At 71.1% G+C, this 17829-nt stretch carries 17 protein-coding genes; 9 read left to right on the top strand and 8 right to left on the bottom strand.

Going from position 1 to position 17829, the window contains the following annotated elements; translation table 11 throughout:
* Positions 1-13: 13 nt before the first annotated feature.
* Both Ari01nite_RS47330 and Ari01nite_RS47325 read left to right on the top strand, forming a co-directional pair.
* Positions 14-1717, top strand: a complete 1704-nt coding sequence (locus tag Ari01nite_RS47330) for an amylo-alpha-1,6-glucosidase (protein ID WP_203791074.1) — start codon at positions 14-16, stop codon at positions 1715-1717.
* 145 nt (positions 1718-1862) lie between these two features.
* Entirely contained in the window at positions 1863-2408 is a 546-nt protein-coding gene (locus tag Ari01nite_RS47325; RefSeq protein ID WP_203791072.1) for a hypothetical protein, read from the top strand.
* A 71-nt stretch (positions 2409-2479) separates the two neighbouring features.
* Here Ari01nite_RS47325 and Ari01nite_RS47320 read toward each other — a convergent pair whose 3' ends face one another.
* From Ari01nite_RS47320 to Ari01nite_RS47310, 3 genes are all read right to left on the bottom strand, one after another.
* On the bottom strand, positions 2480-3055 hold the full coding sequence (locus Ari01nite_RS47320) for a hypothetical protein (protein ID WP_203791070.1): 576 nt from the start codon (positions 3053-3055) through the stop codon (positions 2480-2482).
* Between the two features lie 22 nt (positions 3056-3077).
* Positions 3078-3698 carry a hypothetical protein gene (locus tag Ari01nite_RS47315; protein ID WP_203791068.1) on the bottom strand — a complete coding sequence of 207 codons (621 nt, stop codon included), beginning with the start codon at positions 3696-3698 and terminating at the stop codon, positions 3078-3080.
* 127 nt (positions 3699-3825) lie between these two features.
* Positions 3826-4797, bottom strand: coding sequence for a hypothetical protein (locus Ari01nite_RS47310; RefSeq protein WP_203791066.1), 972 nt, complete (start codon positions 4795-4797; stop codon positions 3826-3828).
* Between the two features lie 277 nt (positions 4798-5074).
* On the opposite strand from Ari01nite_RS47310, the gene Ari01nite_RS51205 reads away from it, so the two are divergent.
* From Ari01nite_RS51205 to Ari01nite_RS47295, 4 genes are all read left to right on the top strand, one after another.
* Positions 5075-5203 carry a hypothetical protein gene (locus tag Ari01nite_RS51205; RefSeq protein WP_275410953.1) on the top strand — a complete coding sequence of 43 codons (129 nt, stop codon included), beginning with the start codon at positions 5075-5077 and terminating at the stop codon, positions 5201-5203.
* A gap of 772 nt (positions 5204-5975) precedes the next feature.
* Positions 5976-6443, top strand: a complete 468-nt coding sequence (locus tag Ari01nite_RS47305) for a DUF4334 domain-containing protein (protein ID WP_203791064.1) — start codon at positions 5976-5978, stop codon at positions 6441-6443.
* 4 nt (positions 6444-6447) lie between these two features.
* The gene (locus Ari01nite_RS47300) at positions 6448-7497 is read left to right on the top strand and encodes an NAD(P)-dependent alcohol dehydrogenase (protein ID WP_203791062.1); all 1050 of its coding nucleotides are present in this window, start codon (positions 6448-6450) and stop codon (positions 7495-7497) included.
* Between the two features lie 227 nt (positions 7498-7724).
* The gene (locus Ari01nite_RS47295; RefSeq protein WP_203791060.1) at positions 7725-8366 is read left to right on the top strand and encodes a hypothetical protein; all 642 of its coding nucleotides are present in this window, start codon (positions 7725-7727) and stop codon (positions 8364-8366) included.
* On the opposite strand, the gene Ari01nite_RS47290 is transcribed toward Ari01nite_RS47295, so the two are convergent.
* Both Ari01nite_RS47290 and Ari01nite_RS47285 read right to left on the bottom strand, forming a co-directional pair.
* Complete coding sequence (locus Ari01nite_RS47290) at positions 8363-8998, bottom strand: response regulator (RefSeq protein ID WP_203791058.1); 636 nt, start codon at positions 8996-8998, stop codon at positions 8363-8365. The genes Ari01nite_RS47295 and Ari01nite_RS47290 overlap by 4 nt on opposite strands.
* Entirely contained in the window at positions 8998-10905 is a 1908-nt protein-coding gene (locus Ari01nite_RS47285) for a sensor histidine kinase (RefSeq protein ID WP_203791056.1), read from the bottom strand. Before Ari01nite_RS47285 ends, Ari01nite_RS47290 begins: the two co-directional genes overlap by 1 nt.
* A 128-nt stretch (positions 10906-11033) precedes the next feature.
* Between Ari01nite_RS47285 and Ari01nite_RS51775 the strand changes: the two genes are divergently transcribed.
* The 3 genes from Ari01nite_RS51775 to Ari01nite_RS47270 all read left to right on the top strand — a co-directional run bounded on the left by Ari01nite_RS51775 (position 11034) and on the right by Ari01nite_RS47270 (position 12940).
* Entirely contained in the window at positions 11034-11300 is a 267-nt protein-coding gene (locus Ari01nite_RS51775) for an NUDIX hydrolase (protein WP_438872307.1), read from the top strand.
* Between the two features lie 10 nt (positions 11301-11310).
* Complete coding sequence (locus tag Ari01nite_RS47275) at positions 11311-12288, top strand: methyltransferase (RefSeq protein WP_239163644.1); 978 nt, start codon at positions 11311-11313, stop codon at positions 12286-12288.
* 73 nt (positions 12289-12361) lie between these two features.
* The gene (locus Ari01nite_RS47270; protein ID WP_203791050.1) at positions 12362-12940 is read left to right on the top strand and encodes a hypothetical protein; all 579 of its coding nucleotides are present in this window, start codon (positions 12362-12364) and stop codon (positions 12938-12940) included.
* A 3-nt stretch (positions 12941-12943) separates the two neighbouring features.
* Here Ari01nite_RS47270 and Ari01nite_RS47265 read toward each other — a convergent pair whose 3' ends face one another.
* Genes Ari01nite_RS47265 through Ari01nite_RS47255 form a run of 3 tightly spaced genes read right to left on the bottom strand, consistent with a single transcriptional unit; the run spans position 12944 to position 17652 of the window.
* Complete coding sequence (locus Ari01nite_RS47265) at positions 12944-13987, bottom strand: glycoside hydrolase family 6 protein (protein WP_239163643.1); 1044 nt, start codon at positions 13985-13987, stop codon at positions 12944-12946.
* Complete coding sequence (glxA, locus tag Ari01nite_RS47260; protein ID WP_203791049.1) at positions 13988-15937, bottom strand: radical copper oxidase GlxA; 1950 nt, start codon at positions 15935-15937, stop codon at positions 13988-13990. It lies immediately after the preceding gene.
* Complete coding sequence (locus Ari01nite_RS47255; protein WP_239163642.1) at positions 15934-17652, bottom strand: glycosyltransferase family 2 protein; 1719 nt, start codon at positions 17650-17652, stop codon at positions 15934-15936. The genes glxA and Ari01nite_RS47255 overlap by 4 nt, the downstream gene beginning before the upstream one ends.
* Positions 17653-17829 lie beyond the last annotated feature (177 nt).

Below are 17829 nucleotides of genomic sequence, written 5' to 3'. Positions count from 1 at the left end.
CTGAAAGGGCCACATGTCCCCGGGCTCCACCTTCTCCGTCCGCGATATCCCGTTCAGCTGCCGCGGATCCTGGTTCGACATCTCGCCGGTCATCGCGGAACGAACCCTGGCCGACGACCTGCACCTGGTGTCGCACCAGACCGGCATGCACGCGGTGCTGCGTTTCGAGACCCGGCGGAACGGCGTCCGGGTGGAACCGGTGATCAGCGCGGAACCGGCCCGCCTGCGATGGCGCCACGACGGCGGGCTGATCGAGCTGGCCTACCAGGACGCCGGCACGATCCGTCTGCGCGGCCGCGGTCTGGGCCTGCGGATCGCGGCGGCCGGTGCGGAGCTCACCCCGTTCCGCGGCACGTATCTCTATCGCGACCCGGTCGGTGAGACCTACGTGTTCACCTCGTACGAAACCGGCCGTCGCTACCGGGTCACCGTGCTGACGCCCGGTGTCGCGGGCACGGCCGGCATCGAACGGCTCGGCGCCGGGGAGCGGCATCTCGACCTGCCCGGCGACGCGGACTGGGAGATCGCCATCGAGGAGTACGCGACCGCCCGTCAGCCCTACCGCAGCACGGCGACGTTCGACCAGGTCGCCGAAAACACCCGGGCCGGGTTCACCGCGTTCGCCGACGCGGTGGCCCCCTGGCGCAGCGCCCGCACCCCGGCCGCCGAACTGGCCGCGTACGTGCTCTGGTCGGCCACCGTCGATCCCGGCGGCTTTCTCGCCCGGCCCGCCGTGCTGATGTCGAAGCACTGGATGGACAAGGTGTGGAGCTGGGACCACTGCTTCAACGCGCTGGCCCTCGCGGCGGGCGACCCCGGCCTGGCCTGGCACCAGTTCCAGCTGCCGTTCGACCACCAGGACCCGGCCGGTGCGCTGCCCGACTCGATAGCCCACTCCGAGATCCTGCACAACTTCGTCAAGCCGCCGATCCACGGCTGGGCGTTCGGCCGGCTCCGCCGCCTGCTGTCCCGGCCGCCGACCCGCGCCGACCTCGAGCAGACCTACGACCGGCTGGCCCGGTGGACCACGTTCTGGCTGGACCATCGCCGGGCGCCCGGCCACCACCTCCCGCACTACCAGCACGGCAACGACAGCGGCTGGGACAACGCCACCACCTTCGACGACATCCGCCTGCTGGAAACCTCCGACCTGGCCGCGTTCCTCACCCTGCAGCTGGACGAACTGGCCGACCTCGCCACCGAACTGGGCCACGCCGCCTCCTGGCACGAGACGGCCACCCAGATCCGGACCGCGCTGCTCAACGAACTCTGGGACGGCACCCGCTTCGTGGCCCGCAGCGCCACCACCGGCCGGCCGAGCCACAGCACCAGCCTGCTGGCCCTGATGCCGATCGTGCTGGGCCCGGCCCTGCCGGCCGAGGTCCGAGCCCGCCTGGTCGAGGACCTGACCGCCCACCTGACCTCGCACGGCCTGGCCACCGAGCCGGTGTCGTCCCCGCACTACGCCGCGGACGGCTATTGGCGGGGCCCGATCTGGGCCCCCGCCACCGTCCTGATCGAGGACGGCCTGCGCCGGGCCGGCCACGAGACCTTGGCCGACGAGATCAGCCAACGCTTCCGCCAGCTCTGCGAAAAATCCGGCTTCGCCGAGAACTTCGACGCGGAAACGGGAGCCGGCCTGCGGGACCGCGCGTACACCTGGACAGCGGCCAGCTACCTGATCCTGGCCTCCTCCTACGCCGAAACGACCAATTAGTTAGGTAGCGAATGCAGTAGTTCTACGGATGGCTTTCGACGTCGCCCGACCTACGTTCGGATCCAGCTGAGGCCTTGCTGATGGCGAGGTGTTCCGATGAGGGGAGAAACGTATGTTGATACGAGCGGCACGACGGGCAGCGGCGTTGACCGCAGTGGCTGCTGCCATTCTGGTTTCGGTCGGTGCGGCCACGCCGGCACTTGCCGGTCCGGTGAAATCGGTCGCGGCGACCGCCACGGACGGCGTGCAGATCAAAACCCTTGCCGATGGCACGGTCGTCCAGACGTTTACCGCCCGCCGCACCGTCATGACCAACATCCCCAATCGACCCGAGGTCATCATATGCCGCATCGAGACAAGGCTTCCGACGATAGAAGTCACCGCCGTAGGGCCACTCACTTTCGAGCGAATCGCCTTTGACGGAGTGGGCTACTGCGACTCGCAGGTCCGCGAAATCGCAGTCACCGGAGCTCTCTTCATCGGAAACAGAATTCTTCCCGACAGCATCGACTCGAAGGTGCGGCCCAACACGACCGCGATCCCGGTGCGCGCCTCCACCGATTGCCGGCTCAACACCTACATCGGCCACCTCGATGCGGTCATGACCATGCCTGGTGGATACACCCCACCCGTGCTGTCTTTCAACTTCGACACCATTCCCGTCTTCCTGGCCTGCCTGTCCAACCTGTAAGCACGAACTCGGACTACCAGTCTCCCTGGACGTACGGCCCCGGGAGGCTGGTAGTCCGCGTTCTGGCGGCGTTACGGAAAGCCGATGCAGCTGAAGCTGACGTCGTCGATCAGGACGACGCCGTAGTAGGTGGCCATCTCGATGGTGAAGGCGCTCGACGGGTACGACATCGTGCCGACGTCCCACCGCTCCCAGACCGTGGCGGAGACGACCTTCGTCCGCGCCAGCGTGATCCGCCCGGTGGGCCCGCCCGAGCGGATCTTCACGTAGACCTCGACGCTCACCGGATCCGGCAACGGCGGCAGGATCCGGATCCGGCGGGTGTGCAGCGAGATGCTGCAGCTGACCGGCAGGGGAGTGGTGATGTCGGGGGTCACCGTGCGATAGATCCGCGCGGACGTGGACGTGGGGATGCCCCCGGCGTCCAGAGTGGCGGCCTTCGAGGGGCTGCGGGCGAGGTTGTGGTTGCCCAGTCGCACCGACGTCTTGCCGGCGACAGCGTCCGCAACCCACCGGCTCGCGGGGTCGCCCTCGAAGTCGTCGGTCAGCGGAAAAGGCACGGCGTGTGCCGGGGTGGCAACCACCAGACCGGCGCCCGTCAGGGTCAGCACGACGGTCGCGGCGGCGGCCCAGCGAGCTCGGAACATGGGAGTACGTCCTTTCGGCCGGCTACGGGATTCTGCGGAAGCACTGGACGGTCACGTCGTCGACGAAGACGTCCCCCGAGCGCACGGAGATGTCGACGGTGAACGGGCCGGCCTGGTACGGGAACCGCGCGAACACGGCCCACCCGTAGTCGCTCATGTTGGGTTCGAGGTCGTAGGAGGACCCGCTGATGTTCGGCCCGCTGGGACCACCCGCACGGATCTGCAGCGTCACCTTCGGCTTCTCCGGCCGTGACTCCGTTATCGTCCCGTCCGGCGAGATCAGCGCGAGCCGGGGCCGATACACGTACGCCTCACCGGAGCAATCCGCGCCACAGCAGCCGCCCGGATTGTCCACGGTCACCGAGCGGTACATCCGGGCGGCGTGCTCGGACGACGGATACGCACCCAGCCGGGCGAGGTTGATTCCGGTCCGGGCGCGCGAATGGTTCTGTAGCTCGACAAAGCTGAAGCCGCGGACCCCCGCCACGGTCCACCGGTCGTACGCGTTGCCCTCGAAACTGTCCGTGACGGCCGTCGCGGCCTGGGCCGGCAAAGCGACGACCAGGCCGCCGCCCAGCAGCGCGAGCAGCGCCACGGCGCCGACGACCCACCGGGCCCGTGCGGTTGATTGAGGTCGGAACATGCGGGACCGTCCTTTCCCTTTCGGGTCGCAGGAATCGCGTCCACGCAGCGTTGCAGCGTCCGTTCATCAGTCCTGCACCGGAAATGCATCGCCGGTGACGAAGCCGGGAGACCGGAAGTGCGGCGACTTACCGGCCGAGGCGAGCCCAGAACCGTCGGCGCTGCGCCGGCACCACGGGTTGTTCGGCGGTCACGGCCCGGTCGCCGGGGTGTGGTGTCTGCGCCAGCCGCCACTCGTAGCGCCGGCCCGCGGGGGTGGCATCGCGCCACTCGATCAGCCAGCCGGCACCGCCGTCCAGCCGGCGGGGCTTCGCGAACTGCCCGAAGCTGCGGAGTTCGGTGACGTGCGGGGGATTGCCGTCGGTGTCCGGGAACACGAACTTGACCACGAGGTCGCTCAGCACCGAGCTGCCGCCGCTGTCGGCCGGGAGCCGGTCGGTCCACACCAGACGGTCGAAGCCCTCGTGGCGCAGCGGTGCCCACAGCCCGGCCGGCCGATAGGTGATGACCCAGTGGAAGGGCTCGGTGCGGCCCGGGTCGAAGACGAGCCAGACCCGGGGGCGGTGGTTGCGGGTGAGCGGCAGCGACGTGATGGTGCCGGCGATCCCGGTGAGCGTCGCCTTGAAGTCGATCTCCTCGAGGCTGACCAGCCGGTCGCCGCTGTCCGACACGATCGGGAAGATCGCGCGTTGCGTCACCCGCGGGTTCGGCGTGGTGTGCCGGCTCTCCTCGATCCGGTCGCCGGCGTCGTCGGTGCCGATCGTGACGGTGAGGACGAGGCGCTCGGCGTAGATCATGCCTTCCTGGTCGATGATCCGGGCGATCGCGTCGACGTACCGCTGGTGGCCCACCTCGAGGGTGATGGCCCGCCGGTCGGCCTGGTCCGCGTCCAGCCGGAGCTGGGCGGCCCGCCGTACGTAGTACAGCAGGGTGAAGCGGACGACCAGGAAGAGAAGGCAGGCGATGCCGACGACGGTCAGCAGGATCTGCCCCACGCCGTCCGAGAAGTCGGCGAGCTGTGCGACGCCGGCGGTGATCCCGACCGTCAGCGCGGTGAAGTTGACGAGTGCCGGCAGCACTCGACCAGGTTTCTTGACCATGTTGAGAACCGCCCCCCGGGCCACGATCGCGTTCTCGGCTCTCGTGAGGCATCTATTATGCCAAAAGGGTCATCAAGGACATGTCACCCGAGCGGATGATGGCCGCGCGACGGGGATCACGGTGAATATGCCAGTGGGTAGTTACCGGGGGGTACCCATTGTGATCTCGCCCTTCGGCGACCCATCCTGACGGTGCTCCATTGCCGGCTTGTCAACTGTGGAGATCCAAATGCGAGAGTCGCCGGAAAGCCGTGGCCCTGGTGGTGAGGGCGGGAGCGTGTTCCGCAATTTCCTGGCGGCACCGACCGCACTCACCGAGGCCCTGCCGCCCAGTGGTCTGCTGACGATTTCGCTGTTGCTGTCCGCCCTGCTCGTCGGCCTGGCCGCCAGCGCGCTGGCCTCCTGAGCAGCCGGCCCGGGGCTTGCGGGCCCCGGGCCCGGCGTGCGCTACCGGAAGTTGCCGCCCTCGCCGCCGGTGCGGGAAAAGATCGGCGCGGTCCTGAGCTCGCTGGTCAATGGAATCGCATCCTTTTGCTGATGGTTCTGGCGGTGCCCGTAGCGTGGCACTGGTTTGATTAACTGTTTCCACCCCGAACGGGTGACTATTCCCGCGGGGTCGCAGAATCAGCCCGAATTTTACCGGCCGGACGGGCCCCGAATCAGCCGAACAGGCGATGTCCACGGCGGGCACCACCAGCCGGGCCGACAATGTCACACCCGTGAATCCTCGCCGCACTGCTAATGCTGTGACAGGTTGCCGGCGTCGACCGGGCCGCGCCGTACTAGCTACATGCCTAGATGTCGTTCAGCTGGTGCCGGTCGGGCGGTGCATCGCACCGCCCGGATCGGCCTACGACTGACCCGCGGCCAACAAAAGCGGTGTTTCGGCCTGCTGCGCGCGGCCGGTGATGTCTGGGCCTGCGTGTGGGAGGTCAACGCGTGGCGGCGCCGGCGCGGTGACGCTCCCGCGGCGGGGTTCCAGGAGTTGTGCCGGCCGACACCAAACACCGCCGCCGGGCCCCACCGCCGACCACCGGCAGCGCACGGGTCCCTCGGCCGGCGCAGGCCCGCCCCACACCCCTGGTGGGAAGTCGCTCGCCCACCCCAGTGGACGAGGATCCACAAATTGCCGGGGTCAACCCCGTGAACATTCGTGGAGACCGCACTAGACATATCTGATGGACAGGACCGAGGCACGGGCCCGCTTCGCCGCTGTTCGGGCGGCGGGCGGCAAGGTGACGATCGACGAACTGGACGAGTGGTGGGCGGCCCTCGAGCCGGTGCGCACCGACGAGTTGGTGGGCACGTGGGCCGGCAGCGAGTTCGTGAGCGGACACCGGTTCGAGGGGCGGCTCGCCGCGATGCGGTGGTACGGCAAGACCTTCACGTCGCAGGCCGAGGTAGTACCGCTGCTCTGCCGGGACGCGCAGGGTGAGCTGTACGCCAACACCGAGGCGGCCAAGGGCGGGGCCTCGCTCTGGATGGTCGAGTTCCGCGGCGAGTCGACGGCCACGATGGTCTACGACGGGCAGCCGGTGCTCGACCACTTCAAGTGGGTCGACGCGGACACCCTGCTCGGTGTCATGAACGGCAAGGGCGTGCTGGACGACGGCCGGCACTACTACTTCGTCCTGCGGCGGGCCTGACCTCGTGCGCATCCAGGCGGCTCTGGTCGAACAACCCGGCGGGCCCTTCACGATCCACGACGTCGAGATTCAAGATCCAAGGCAAGACGAGATCCTGGTACGCGTGACAGCCGCCGGAATCTGCCACACCGACCTGACCATGCGCCGCGGCTGGCGTCCCGAGCGGTGCCCGATGGTGTTCGGCCACGAGGGCGCGGGCGTGGTGGCAGCGGTCGGCGACGCGATCACCGGCTTCGCACCGGGCGACGCGGTGTGCCTGAGCTACCGCAGTTGCGGCACCTGCGACCTGTGCGTGACGGGCCGGCCCGCCTACTGCCTGAACAGTGACCTGAACACCCGCGGGACCCGGGCCGACGGCAGCAGCCCGCTCACCCGCGGCAGCACCACGGTCTTCGGCAACTTCTTCGGCCAGTCCAGCTTCGCCACTCACGCGCTCGCGTACCAGACCAACACCGTGCGCATCCCCGCCGGCCTGCCCCCGGCGCTGGCCGCCCCGCTGGGGTGCAGCGTCCAGACCGGCGCCGGCACGATCCTCAACGTGCTGCGCCCCGAACCCGGCAGCACGGTGGCCGTCCTGGGCGCCGGCAGCGTGGGCTTGAGCGCCGTGATGGCCGCGGTGAGCGAGGGCTGCACGGTGATCGCCGTGGACCCCGTCGAGTCCCGCCGCGTCCTGGCCGAAGAACTAGGTGCCACCGCGACCACCGAACTCACCGCCCGCGGCATCCACTACGCGATCGACACCACCGGCCGCGCCGACGTCATCGGCCAGGCGCTGTCCGCGCTGCGCCGCCGGGGCACGCTGGCCCTGCTGGGCATCGGCGGCCGAGCCGACTTCAACGTGATGGCCACCATGGTCAACGGCATCACCATCCGCGGCGTCATCGAGGGCGACGCCACCCCGTCCGACTTCATCCCGCGCCTGATCGACCTCCACCGGTCCGGCCGCCTGCCGCTGGAAAAGCTGATCGCCGAATACCCGTTCGCCGACATCGAGACCGCCGCCCAGGACGCCCTGGCCGGCAAGGTAGTAAAGCCCATCCTCACGTTCGGTTAGCACCCGTTCCCGGGCAACAGCAGATCTGGTCCGGGCGAACGCGCTGACGCCCGGTTAAGGTCACATATCGGATATGTCCGCGGCTCTCGGCCTGCCGCCTGCCGTCGTGGGTCGTGGGTGGGTGGGGTGCGGGCGGGTGAAGCGTGACGGCCGGCGGGACAAGAATCCCGGGGGAGTGGGACTTCCGGGGGCGCGGGCCGGGACGGTGCGGCGGTGCAGTGAGCGGCATGACCACCACGATCGCAACCACGAACACTGCGAACCCCGCGCGGACCTGGCGCCGGCTCGCCGGGGCCGCGCTCATTGCCTGGCCGCTCATGCACTTCGGCGGCTTCGTCACCTCGCCGCCCGGTGAGACGCACGAACCCGCCGTCTTCCGGGAGCACGCCACCCTCGTCCAGATCAGCGCCGTCCTGCTGCACTACAGCGCCGTCCTGATCGTCGCCGTGGTGCTCGGCATGGCGTACCTGCTTTACGACCGCATGCCCCGGCTGGCCGTCGGTGCGGCCATCGTGGGGGTGCTGGCGGCGGTCAACGGGTCGGGGCTGCTGATGATGGACTTCTACGACCTCGCGCTGGCCGAGACCATCCCGGACGCGCAGGCCGTGGCGGTCACCGGGCAGGCCGCGGCGTACGGCGGCTTTGTCTACGGGTTCCTGCTGCCCGCCTTCCTGCTGCACCCGGTCCTCATCGGGCTGACCGTCGCGCTGGTCCGGGCCGGCCTGGCCCGCTGGTGGCAGCCGGTCCTGCTGGTCGGCGGGCTGGCGTTGCCGTTCCTCGTCGCCGATCAGCCGGCGGCGGTGCAGGCGCTCGGGGCGGTGCTCATCCTGGGGGCGCTGGCGCCCACCGCGGTGCGGGTCCTGCGTTAGAGGCCGGCCTCCCGGGCCCGCATGATGGCCTGGGCCCGGTCGGCCACGCGCAGCTTCGTGAAGATGCTGGACACGTGGTTGCGCACGGTTTTCTGGCTCAGCGCCAGGCGTTCCGCGATCTGCGGGTTCGTCAGGTGCTGGGCCACCAGCGTGAGCACCTGGCGTTCGCGGTCGCTGAGTTCGGGGAAGGCTTCCTGCCTTCGGTCCAGGCCGGCGAAAAAACCCATCAGCCGTACGGCGAGCGGGGCCCCGAAGATGGCCTCGCCCGCGGCCACCGCGCGGATCGCTCGCAGCAACTCGGCCTTGCGGGCGCCCTTGAGCACGTAGCCGCGCGCGCCGGCCCGCATCGCCGCGAAGATGGAATCGTCGTCGTCGGCCATGCTCAGGATCAGGACCCGGATGTGCGGCATGGCGGCCAGCAGGCGTTCCGTGGTGGCTATCCCGCCCATTCCGGGCATGGTCAGGTCGAGCAGGACCACGTCGGGGTGCGCCGCGGCGGCCAGGGCCACGGCCTGCTCGCCGGTGGCGGCCTCGTCGACCACCTCGATGTCGGGGGCGGCGGCCAGCAGCGCGCGCAGGCCGTCGCGGAAGGCGGCGTGGTCGTCGACGATCAGCGTCCGGATCGGTTCCATCAGGCCTCCGCCGGCAGTTCCGCGCGGACCCGGGTGCCGGCCGGGCCGCTGTCCACGGTCACCGTGCCGCCCAACTCGCCGGCCCGCTCCCGCATCGACGTCAGGCCCACCCCGGCGGAGACGCCCCGGGCACCGCAGCCGTCGTCGGACACGTCCACGGTCAGCCGGCCGGCACCGACCTCCAGGCGTACGGTCGCCTCGGTCGCGGCGGCATGCCGGCGCACGTTGGTCACCGCCTCGACCGCGATCCGGTACGCCGCCACCTCGGTGGCCGCCGGCAGGGCAGGCAGTTCCGGCGGCGCCAGCACCCGGATCAGGGGACCGCCGCCGGGCAGGCCCGCGAGATGTGCCTGCAGCGCGCCGACCAGGCCGAGACTGTCCAGCGCCGCCGGCCGCAGCCCGTCCACCAGCCGCCGCACGTCGCGCACCGCGGCCTCGGCGTCGTCCACCACCCGGCCGAGCAGCTCCTTCACCTGGCTGCCGTCCGCCAGTTCCTGCGCCGCCTCGGCCCGCATGGTCAGCGCGGCGAGCGTCGGCCCGAGCCCGTCGTGCAGGTCGCGGCGCAGCCGGCGGCGTTCCTCCTCGCGGGCCATCACCAGCCGCTCCCGGGACCGCTGCAGGTCATACGACAGCCGCGCGGCGTGCACCGCCACCCCGACCTGCGGCCCGATGTCGTCGAGCAGCCGGGCGTCGAACCGGCCCTGCACCCGCAGCGTCCCCACGTTCTCGCCGCGGTACGTGAGCGGCACCGCCACCGTGGCGGCGGCCGTCCCGGTGCCGACCGCGACCGGGTCGCCGCCGGGCACCTCGATCGCGACGTGGTCGGCGCGCAGCGCCTCGGCGACCGTCTCGGCGATCGCGGGCAGCGGTGCCACGGCCTGCTCCAGCCGGCGCCCCAGCCGGGCGAGCACCGCGTAAGGCTCCTCGCGCCGCCCGTACCAGAAAATGGTTATTGCTTTTTGCACTCGCTCCCGCAGCGGCGCGAAAGCCACCGCCACCACGGCCGCCGCCAGCACCGAGACGCCCATGCTGGACTCCCGCCCGGCCAGCGCACCCAGGTAGGCGACCAGCAGCACGTAACCGCCGACCAGAGCGGCCGACATGATGCCCCAGAGCAGCGTGCGGGCGATCAGCAGGTCGACGTCGTAGAGCCGGTGCCGGAGCACCGCCACGGTTACGGCCGCGGGCAGCAGACTGAGGGCCAGCGCTCCGGCGTACTCCCAAAGGAGTGACTGGCGCGGCCAGGGTGACCCGGGATCGGCGTCGGTGAGACCGGCGATGAGCCGGGCCAGCACGACAGCCGCGGCGATGGCACCGGCCCAGGCGACCCACTTGGTGCGGGGGCGCTCCTCGGGGCGCACCAGCACGGCGACGGCACCGGCGACGAAGGTGAGCCCGGCCGCGACGGTGAACACGGCGGCCACCGCGTCGGCCGGACCGGCGAGTCCGTCGATGCCGAGCGGATTGGGCGGGCCGCCGGCGCGCACCTGCCCCGGTGGTCCCGGCCGCAGCGCACCGAGCACCGCGGCGGCCGTGGCGGCGACGCCGAGCGGACCGACCAGCCACCACCAGCGGCGTCCGGGCAGCCGCCCGTCCGGAAAGAGCAGCGGGACCAGCGCCACACCGAGGTTGGCCGGCACCCAGAGCCAGGTCTCCGGCCAGGCGGCGGCCGGCACCGCGGCGAGGACGGCGTACTCGCCACAGACCTCGAGAAGCGCAAAGGAGAACGCGCTGCCGAGAAGCGCCCAGCCGAGGGCGTTGCCGGGCCGGGCGCCGGCCACCAGGCCACCCGCGACGGCGCAGCTGGTGACGAAGATGAGGTAGGACTTGGTGCCCGGGTCGGCGCCGTTGGCCGCACCGAGGGCGACTGACGCGGCGGTGGCCACCAGGGTGAGACCTGCCGTCACCCATGCCGCCCATCGACCCACGGTGCCACCATAACCGCGGGGTGTCCCGCCCGAGCCGGGACAAAGTCCCTCCCGACCAGGCAGTTCCCGGCGGGACAACCGACCTCGACGAAGATCTTCGACCCCGGTTGATCGACAAGGTCGCCTGGATCCGTATTGACGGCGGTCGCATCCTCAGTACCCGATCGCGGGGGCGTTGCCTGTATTACCTGCCCGGCGGTAAACGCGAGAAGGGCGAGGATGATCTGCAGACGCTGGCCCGGGAGATCCGCGAGGAGCTGAGCGTCGATCTGCAGGTCGGTTCGGCGAGATTGACAAGATCGTTTTTGACCGCTTGCGGGACCTTGGGAAGCTTTGATCCGATTATTGCCCGGGGCGATGGCCGGCCGGCGTGAGGAGAGTGCCGTGACGGAGAGCGGTGGGCTGTGGGCGGCGGCGGATCTGGTGACGCCGATGGCCATCCGGGTGGCGGCCACGCTGCGGCTGGCCGATCACATCGCGGCCGGGCTGCGTACGGCCGAAGGGCTCGCTCCGGTGGTGGGCGCCGAGCCGGACGCGCTCGGGCGGCTGATGGAGCACCTGGCGACGGCGCGCGTGCTCGACCGGGACGGTGCTGACGGCTACCGGCTGACCGGGCTCGGGGCGCAACTGCGCGACGACGACCCGGGTGGGCTGCGGGCCTGGCTCGACCTCGACGGGGCCATCGGGCACGCCGACCTCTGTTTCGTCGAGCTTCTGCACACCGTGCGGACCGGGGAGCCGGCCTTCCCGCGCCGGTACGGCGTCGCCTACTGGGACGACCTGGCGGCCGACGCCGGGCGGGCCGCCTCGTTCGACGCGCTGATGGGTGGGCGGCTGCTGGCGGACGCGCCCGCGGTCGCCGCCGCCTATCCGTGGGGCGGGCTCGGCCACGTCGTGGACGTGGGTGGCGGGGACGGCAGCCTGCTGATCGCCATCCTGCGGGCGCACCGCGGGCTGCGCGGGACGGTGCTCGATCTGGCCGGTCCGGTGGCCCGCGCGGAGCAGGCCATCGCGACCGCGGGACTCACCGGCCGGGCGAGCGCGCGGGCCGGTTCCTTCTTCGACGAGCTGCCGGCCGGTGCGGGCGGTTATCTGCTCTCCGGCATCCTGCACGACTGGGACGACGAGCACGCCGGGCGCATCCTGCGGCGGTGTGCCGAGGCGGGCGGCCGGGTTCTCGTCTGCGACCACGTCGGGGCCGCCGACACCGAGGGCGACCTGCGGATGCTCTGCTACGTGCGGGGCCGCGAGCGCAACCTCGGACAGCTCAGCGAGCTGGCCGCAACGGCGGGGCTGCGGCCGGCCGGGGTGGTGCCGGCCGGGTCGCGGTCGCTGGTGGAGTTCCGGCCCTCGCACGGGTGAAAGCGGGGCCGAAAGGATTCGGACATACCGGGCGTTGGGTAACACTCGTGAGGTCCACGAGTGAGGAGTTGGTTTGCCACCCGACGCCAACAGCGCGGCGCGGACGCAGTTTCTCGGCGCCGTTCTCGCCGCGGTCATCGCCTCGTCGAGTGCGGTGATCGTCGCGGTCATCACCGACGACGAGGCACCGACCACCCCGGCAGCCCCCGCCTCGTCCGCGCCCTCGGCGGCGCAGCCCGCGCGGGAGCCGGCGAATCAGCCGGCCCGGTGGCCGGAGCGTCCCCGGGACCGGCCGATGGGACCGTCGGCGACCTCGGCGCCCGGACCCACCACGCCGCCCACGCCGGCGGCACACTCGCCGGCCGCGGAGCCCAGCGCGCCGACCGCGCCGCCGGACGACGCCTGCGCCGACGGGTTCGTCTGGCGCGAGATCACCCCGGACGACCGCGTGTGCGTCACCCCGGAGACCCGCGCCGCCGTGCTGCGGGACAACGCCCAGGCCGAGGCCCGCCGCGAACCCGGCTCGGATGCGTGCCGCACCGGCTTCGTGTGGCGGGCGGCCGTACCGGGCGACCTCGTCTGCGTGGAACCGGCCACCCGCGACCAGACCTGGATGGACAACGCCCGGGCCGCGGACCGGCGCCGGGGCTGACGCTCAGCCGGCCAGTTCCAGCGCGTACTCCGGCCACCACTCGCCCGCCGCCGGCGCGTCGTCGCCGCAGGCACCGTCCGATTCGCCCGGGCGCTTCACCCACAGGAACGCGTCCACCAGCGGGTGCCCCGTCTCGGTGGTCGGTGCCTCGCCGAGGCGGCGCCCGCGCGGATTGCACCAGTGCGTGTCGCCCGCGCCGATCTTCGCCGGTCCGTTGCCGTTGCGGCTGGTGTCGATCACGAAGTGGGCGCCGCCGAGGTGGCGGGACACCGCGGTGCCGTACCTGATGTTGGCGGCGGTGGTCTCGAAGTTCGCCACGTTCAGCGCGAAGCCGTTGGCCTTGCCGATCCCGGCCCGGCGCAGCGCGGTGGCCATCCGGGCAGCGCTGCGGATCCACGACGGGTTGCCGCCGTCCAGATAGACCAGCACGCCCGGATTCGCGCGCAGCACCTCGACCGCGTAGGTGAGCAGCGCGAACCGTTCGACCGTCGCCGCCTTGCTGAGGCACCCCTTGACCGCCTGGGCGACCGCGTCCGGCTCGAGCACCACCACGGCCCGATAACCCTGCAGAGCCAAAGCAAGATCAGAAACCCATTGGCGGTACGCGCTGCCGTCCGCGGCGCCGCCGGCCGAGTGACCCGAGCAGTCCCGGTCCGGGATGTGATAGAGCGTCAGCACCGGCACCTGACCGGCCCGGTCCGCGGCGTCGGCCAGTTGCCGGGCCCGGTCGGCGTACCCGGGCAGTTCGTCGGTGAACCAGGTCGCGGCCGGCTCGCCCGCGATCCGCCGGATCAGGGCGGCGTCGTTCATCCGGCCCTCGGCCTCCCAGGTCTGCACCTGGGCGGCGGCCGCGCCGGCCGGGTCGACGTACAGGGCCTTGCCCGGCAGCCGACCGTCGTGCTCCGCAACCGGCGGCTCCTCGCGGGCCGGCACCGGCAGCGGATCCTGGTCGGTCGCGGCGGACAGCCCGACGCCGGCCGCGATGCCCAGCACGGCCACCCCGGCGACGATGCCGAGCAGGACGACCCGGCGACGCTTGCGGGCCACTCAGACCACCTGCACCCAGCGTGCCTTCGACGGGACGCCGCGCCCGTCGGACAGGAACAGCATGTACCAGCCGGCCGGCACCAGGCCGCGGCGCTGCGGCACGGTCACCGTGGCGCCGTGCGGGCCGTTCGTCACGTCCAGCGCGATCGAGCGCTGGTCGACGTCGAGCACGTGGGTCACCGCGCTGGGCCGGATCAGCCGCGCGGTGGCGATGGCCCGGCTGTGCTGGACCGCGAACGTCGCGGTGCCGCCCCGGCTCATGATCCGCGGGCCGTCCACGATGGTGGGCCGCTTGCCGCGGAACAGGTACGGCGGGCTGAAGACCTCGATCCGCTGCTCGAACGTGCCCGGGTTGCGGCCGGTCTCGTCGTAGAGCGGGTCGCTGCCCAGGGTGACCACCCGGCCGTCGGGCAGCAGGATCGCCTCGGAGTGGTAGTTGCGGCCCACCGTGGAGTCGGCGGCCTTCTCGAACTTGGCGGTGCCGGGCCGGAAGAACTGCGAGTTGAACAGGTCGCTGCGGGTCTCGCCCCGGTACGGGCCGCCGCGGTAGCCGGACGAGCCGCCGGTGGTGAACACCGAGTCGTCCGGCAGCACCACCGTGCTCAGGTAGCGGGCCGGCGCCGGCAGGTCGGGACCGCGCTGGTAGGCCGGCCGCGGGTGGTTGAGGTCGACGATCGCGGTGCGCGCGGTGGACACCGGGGACTCGCCCACCTTTCCACCACCGAAGATCATCACCTGCTGCTCCTGGGCCGGCGGCAGCAGGACCGACGAACTGGTCTCAGTCATCTGCGGGTCGGGCAGGCCGGACACCTCGGTGAAGGTGTTGTCGGTCAGGTCCCAGATGCCCGGCGTACGGCCGATCCTGTCGGAGCCGTACCCGGAGTTGGACCCGGAGTAGAAGACCCGGCCGTCGTCCATGGTGTGGAACGCCGGGTAGGTCGGGAACTGCCGCTTGAGCCGGGGCTCGGCCGTCCACTCCTGCTTGTCGACGTCGTAGCGCTCGTTGTCGCCGGGGATCAGCCGGCCGAACTCGTCGAGGCCGGACACCGCGAGCACGTCGCCGCCGGGCATCTCGGTAAGGGTCGGGTACCAGCGGTGCTTCACCAGGTCGCCGACGCGCACGTAGCGTTCGGTGGCCGGGTCGAACTCGTAGGTGGTGCGGTCCCCGCCGTACTCCTGCTTCTCTCTGGTGATCTTGTCGGAGAGGCCGTAGATGTTGCGCTTGTCGTTGCCGGTCAGCCCCGCCACCCGGTACTGTGCCGGCTCCTTGACGACCGGGCCGTTGCCGGGCTTCTCGGCGTCCACCCACACCTCGACCTCGGACGCGTGGATGCGCATCTCGGTGCCGTGCTGCATGGCGGTGGCGGCGGGCAGCTTCACCTCGGCCCGGGTGAGATAGGCCGTGCCCTTCTCGGAGAGCAGCCGGGTGCCCTTCGGGAAGGTGCGGGTGCCGCCGTCCGGCGACTCGTTCTTGAGCTTCATCACGCCGGCCGCGTTGGTGACATTCTTTTCCAGGACCTCGTACGCCTTCGTCCCGCCGGCGACCAGCAGGTTGCCGTTGGGCAGGAATGTGTGCCCGGCGCAGAACACGTCGGTGGGCGTGGGCACGGTGGCGAACGTGTTGGCGACCGGGTCGAACAGCAGGGTTCGGAACGTGCCGGCCTCGAACGCGTCCCGGTTGTTGCCGCTGCCCGCGATGATCAGCACCTTGCCGGTGTTCAGCAGCGCGGCGTGGATCGCGTTCACCCGGAACTTCGGCGGCACCGGCACCCGCGACCAGTGACCGTACTTCTGCTTGTAGGCGACCCGGTTGATGGTGAACTCGTGGTAGGCCTCGTTGGCGGCGGCGACCATCGGGCGGTTCGCCACCGCCACGACGGCCAGCACCACCCCGGAGGCCAGCAGCGTCACCAGCCGGCGGGCGAGGGTCGGGCGGGGGCGAGTATTCATGCGTACGTCCTTCTCGTGCCTATCCAGTTGGTGCCGGCCCAGATCAGCGTGGGCGTCAGGCAGATGGCCAGGTTCAGGGCGGGCCAGAGCCACATGGTTCCGTCGACGTGGCCGCCGACCAGGGCGGCGGCCAGCAGCACGGCGTAGACGGCCGCCCAGCTCAGCCCGTGCCGGAACGTGTGCAGGCGGTCCGGGCTGGTGGCGTCGCCCTTGGGGGTCACCACGAAACCGGCCCGGCGGCGCAGCACCGCGGCCACGTAGGAGGCCACGTAGATGGGCGCGCACAGCGTCGAGGCGAGCATGCCGGCCAGACCCGACGAGCCGGCCACCTCGTGCGGGCTGACGTTGTGCCGGCGGTTGAACATGTAGAGGCCGACCTGGAACAGCGCGGCGTCCACGTACAGCATCAGCCAGACCTCGTGCGGAACCTGCACGCCCACCGCGCCCAGCGCGAGGTAGCAGGTCGCGTTGAGCGCGCCGAGCAGCCAGGCCAGCGCGGTCATCGGGTAGTAGGACATCAGCAGCCCGTAATGCAGCGCGCGGCGGAAGCCGAGCCGCCAGGCCATCCGGGCGAACTGGGTGACCACCACCTCGTCGGTGCCGCGCGACCAGCGGTGCTGCTGGCTGAAGTAGTCGGTCCAGGACGACGGCCCCTCGCCGACGGCCAGCACGTCCGGGGTGTAGACCGAGCGCCACCGGTTGCTGGTCGCCGGGTTCCGCGCCGCGTGCATCGCCAGGCTGGTCGCCATGTCCTCGGTGATCGAGTCCTGCAACCCGCCGATCGATTTCAAAGCCTTGATGCGTACGGCGTTGTTGGTGCCGACGAGCATCGCGATCCCGTGCTTGTTGCCGGCCCGCTGGAGCAACGAGTGGAACAGGTACTGCTGCGACTCGGCCCAGCGGGTGACGACGTTGTCGTAGTTGCCGTAGACCTGCGGCCCGACCACGAACGCGACATCCTCGTCGTGGAAGTAGCCGAGCAGCCGCTCACAGAAGTTGGGCAGCGGCACGTGGTCGGGGTCGACCGAGACGAAGACGTCGTATGCGTCGCCGTGCCGGTCCACCCACGAGTTGTAGTTGCCGTGCTTGGTGCGCGCCTTGAACGCGCCGGCCGCGGTGTTGTACCCGGCGACGCCCTTGCGCGAGAAGTGGCGTACGCCGATCCGCTTGCACATGGCCTTGACCGCGTCGTCGTCGCCCTCGTCCAGGAGCCAGACGTCGTACGTGCCCGGGTGGCGCACCCGGCGGGCCGCGCGCAGGGTGTTCTCGACCATCTCGAGCGGTTCCTTGCTCGGCACGATGGTGGTCAGGAAGGCCACCCGCAGCCCGGTGTCCGGCAGCATCGGCTGCGGATCCCGGGCCCAGAGCGTGGCAAGGCACAACGTCACGACGTTGACCAGCCGGAACGCCTCGATCAGCACGGTCGCGCCGATCATCACCAGCGTGGCGCCGTGAATCACCGGCGACAGCCCGCGCCCCGGCACCGCCACCGAGTGGACCAGCCACGCCAGAAACGTGGTCTCGAACGCGAAGGCCAGCATCGTGATCAGCAGAGTGATCAGTGGCCGCCGGCGGGACAGCCGCCGCATACCCACCCGGCTACCGGCCGGCCCAGGCCCCACGGCCACTCCGGCCAGCACGCTGTAGGCCGGATAGTCATAACCTTGCGGCGCCGCCGTCTGCTCGACAGGCGCCGGAGCGTCGAGGAGTGCCAAGATCTAGGCCATCACTGTGCGTAGGTCGCCCATGACTTGCCGCCTCCCGGAGTCCGCTTGCACTTCCGCCTCGCCCTTCCGCCCTCGCACCTCACGGCCCTGCCCGTCCGCAGTCGCACGCCGGCCCCGTCCCACGTCGCCCGTCCCTCCGCCCGTCGCCGTCCCGCGTCGCCGTCC

The organism is Paractinoplanes rishiriensis, assembly GCF_016862375.1.
Taxonomy (GTDB): domain Bacteria; phylum Actinomycetota; class Actinomycetes; order Mycobacteriales; family Micromonosporaceae; genus Actinoplanes; species Actinoplanes rishiriensis.
Note: the sequence above shows the minus strand (reverse complement) of the source record. Positions and strands in the feature narration are given on the sequence as shown.

Bases quoted from the DNA above. Each gene is read 5' to 3' on its own strand.
- Ari01nite_RS47290 (WP_203791058.1), bottom strand. From the start codon at position 8,998: ATGGAACCGATCCGGACGCTGATCGTCGACGACCACGCCGCCTTCCGC.
- Ari01nite_RS47330 (WP_203791074.1), top strand. From the start codon at position 14: ATGTCCCCGGGCTCCACCTTCTCCGTCCGCGATATCCCGTTCAGCTGC.
- Ari01nite_RS47320 (WP_203791070.1), bottom strand. From the start codon at position 3,055: ATGTTCCGAGCTCGCTGGGCCGCCGCCGCGACCGTCGTGCTGACCCTG.
- glxA (WP_203791049.1), bottom strand. From the start codon at position 15,937: ATGAATACTCGCCCCCGCCCGACCCTCGCCCGCCGGCTGGTGACGCTG.
- Ari01nite_RS47310 (WP_203791066.1), bottom strand. From the start codon at position 4,797: ATGGTCAAGAAACCTGGTCGAGTGCTGCCGGCACTCGTCAACTTCACC.
- Ari01nite_RS47295 (WP_203791060.1), top strand. From the start codon at position 7,725: ATGACCACCACGATCGCAACCACGAACACTGCGAACCCCGCGCGGACC.
- Ari01nite_RS47305 (WP_203791064.1), top strand. From the start codon at position 5,976: ATGGACAGGACCGAGGCACGGGCCCGCTTCGCCGCTGTTCGGGCGGCG.
- Ari01nite_RS47315 (WP_203791068.1), bottom strand. From the start codon at position 3,698: ATGTTCCGACCTCAATCAACCGCACGGGCCCGGTGGGTCGTCGGCGCC.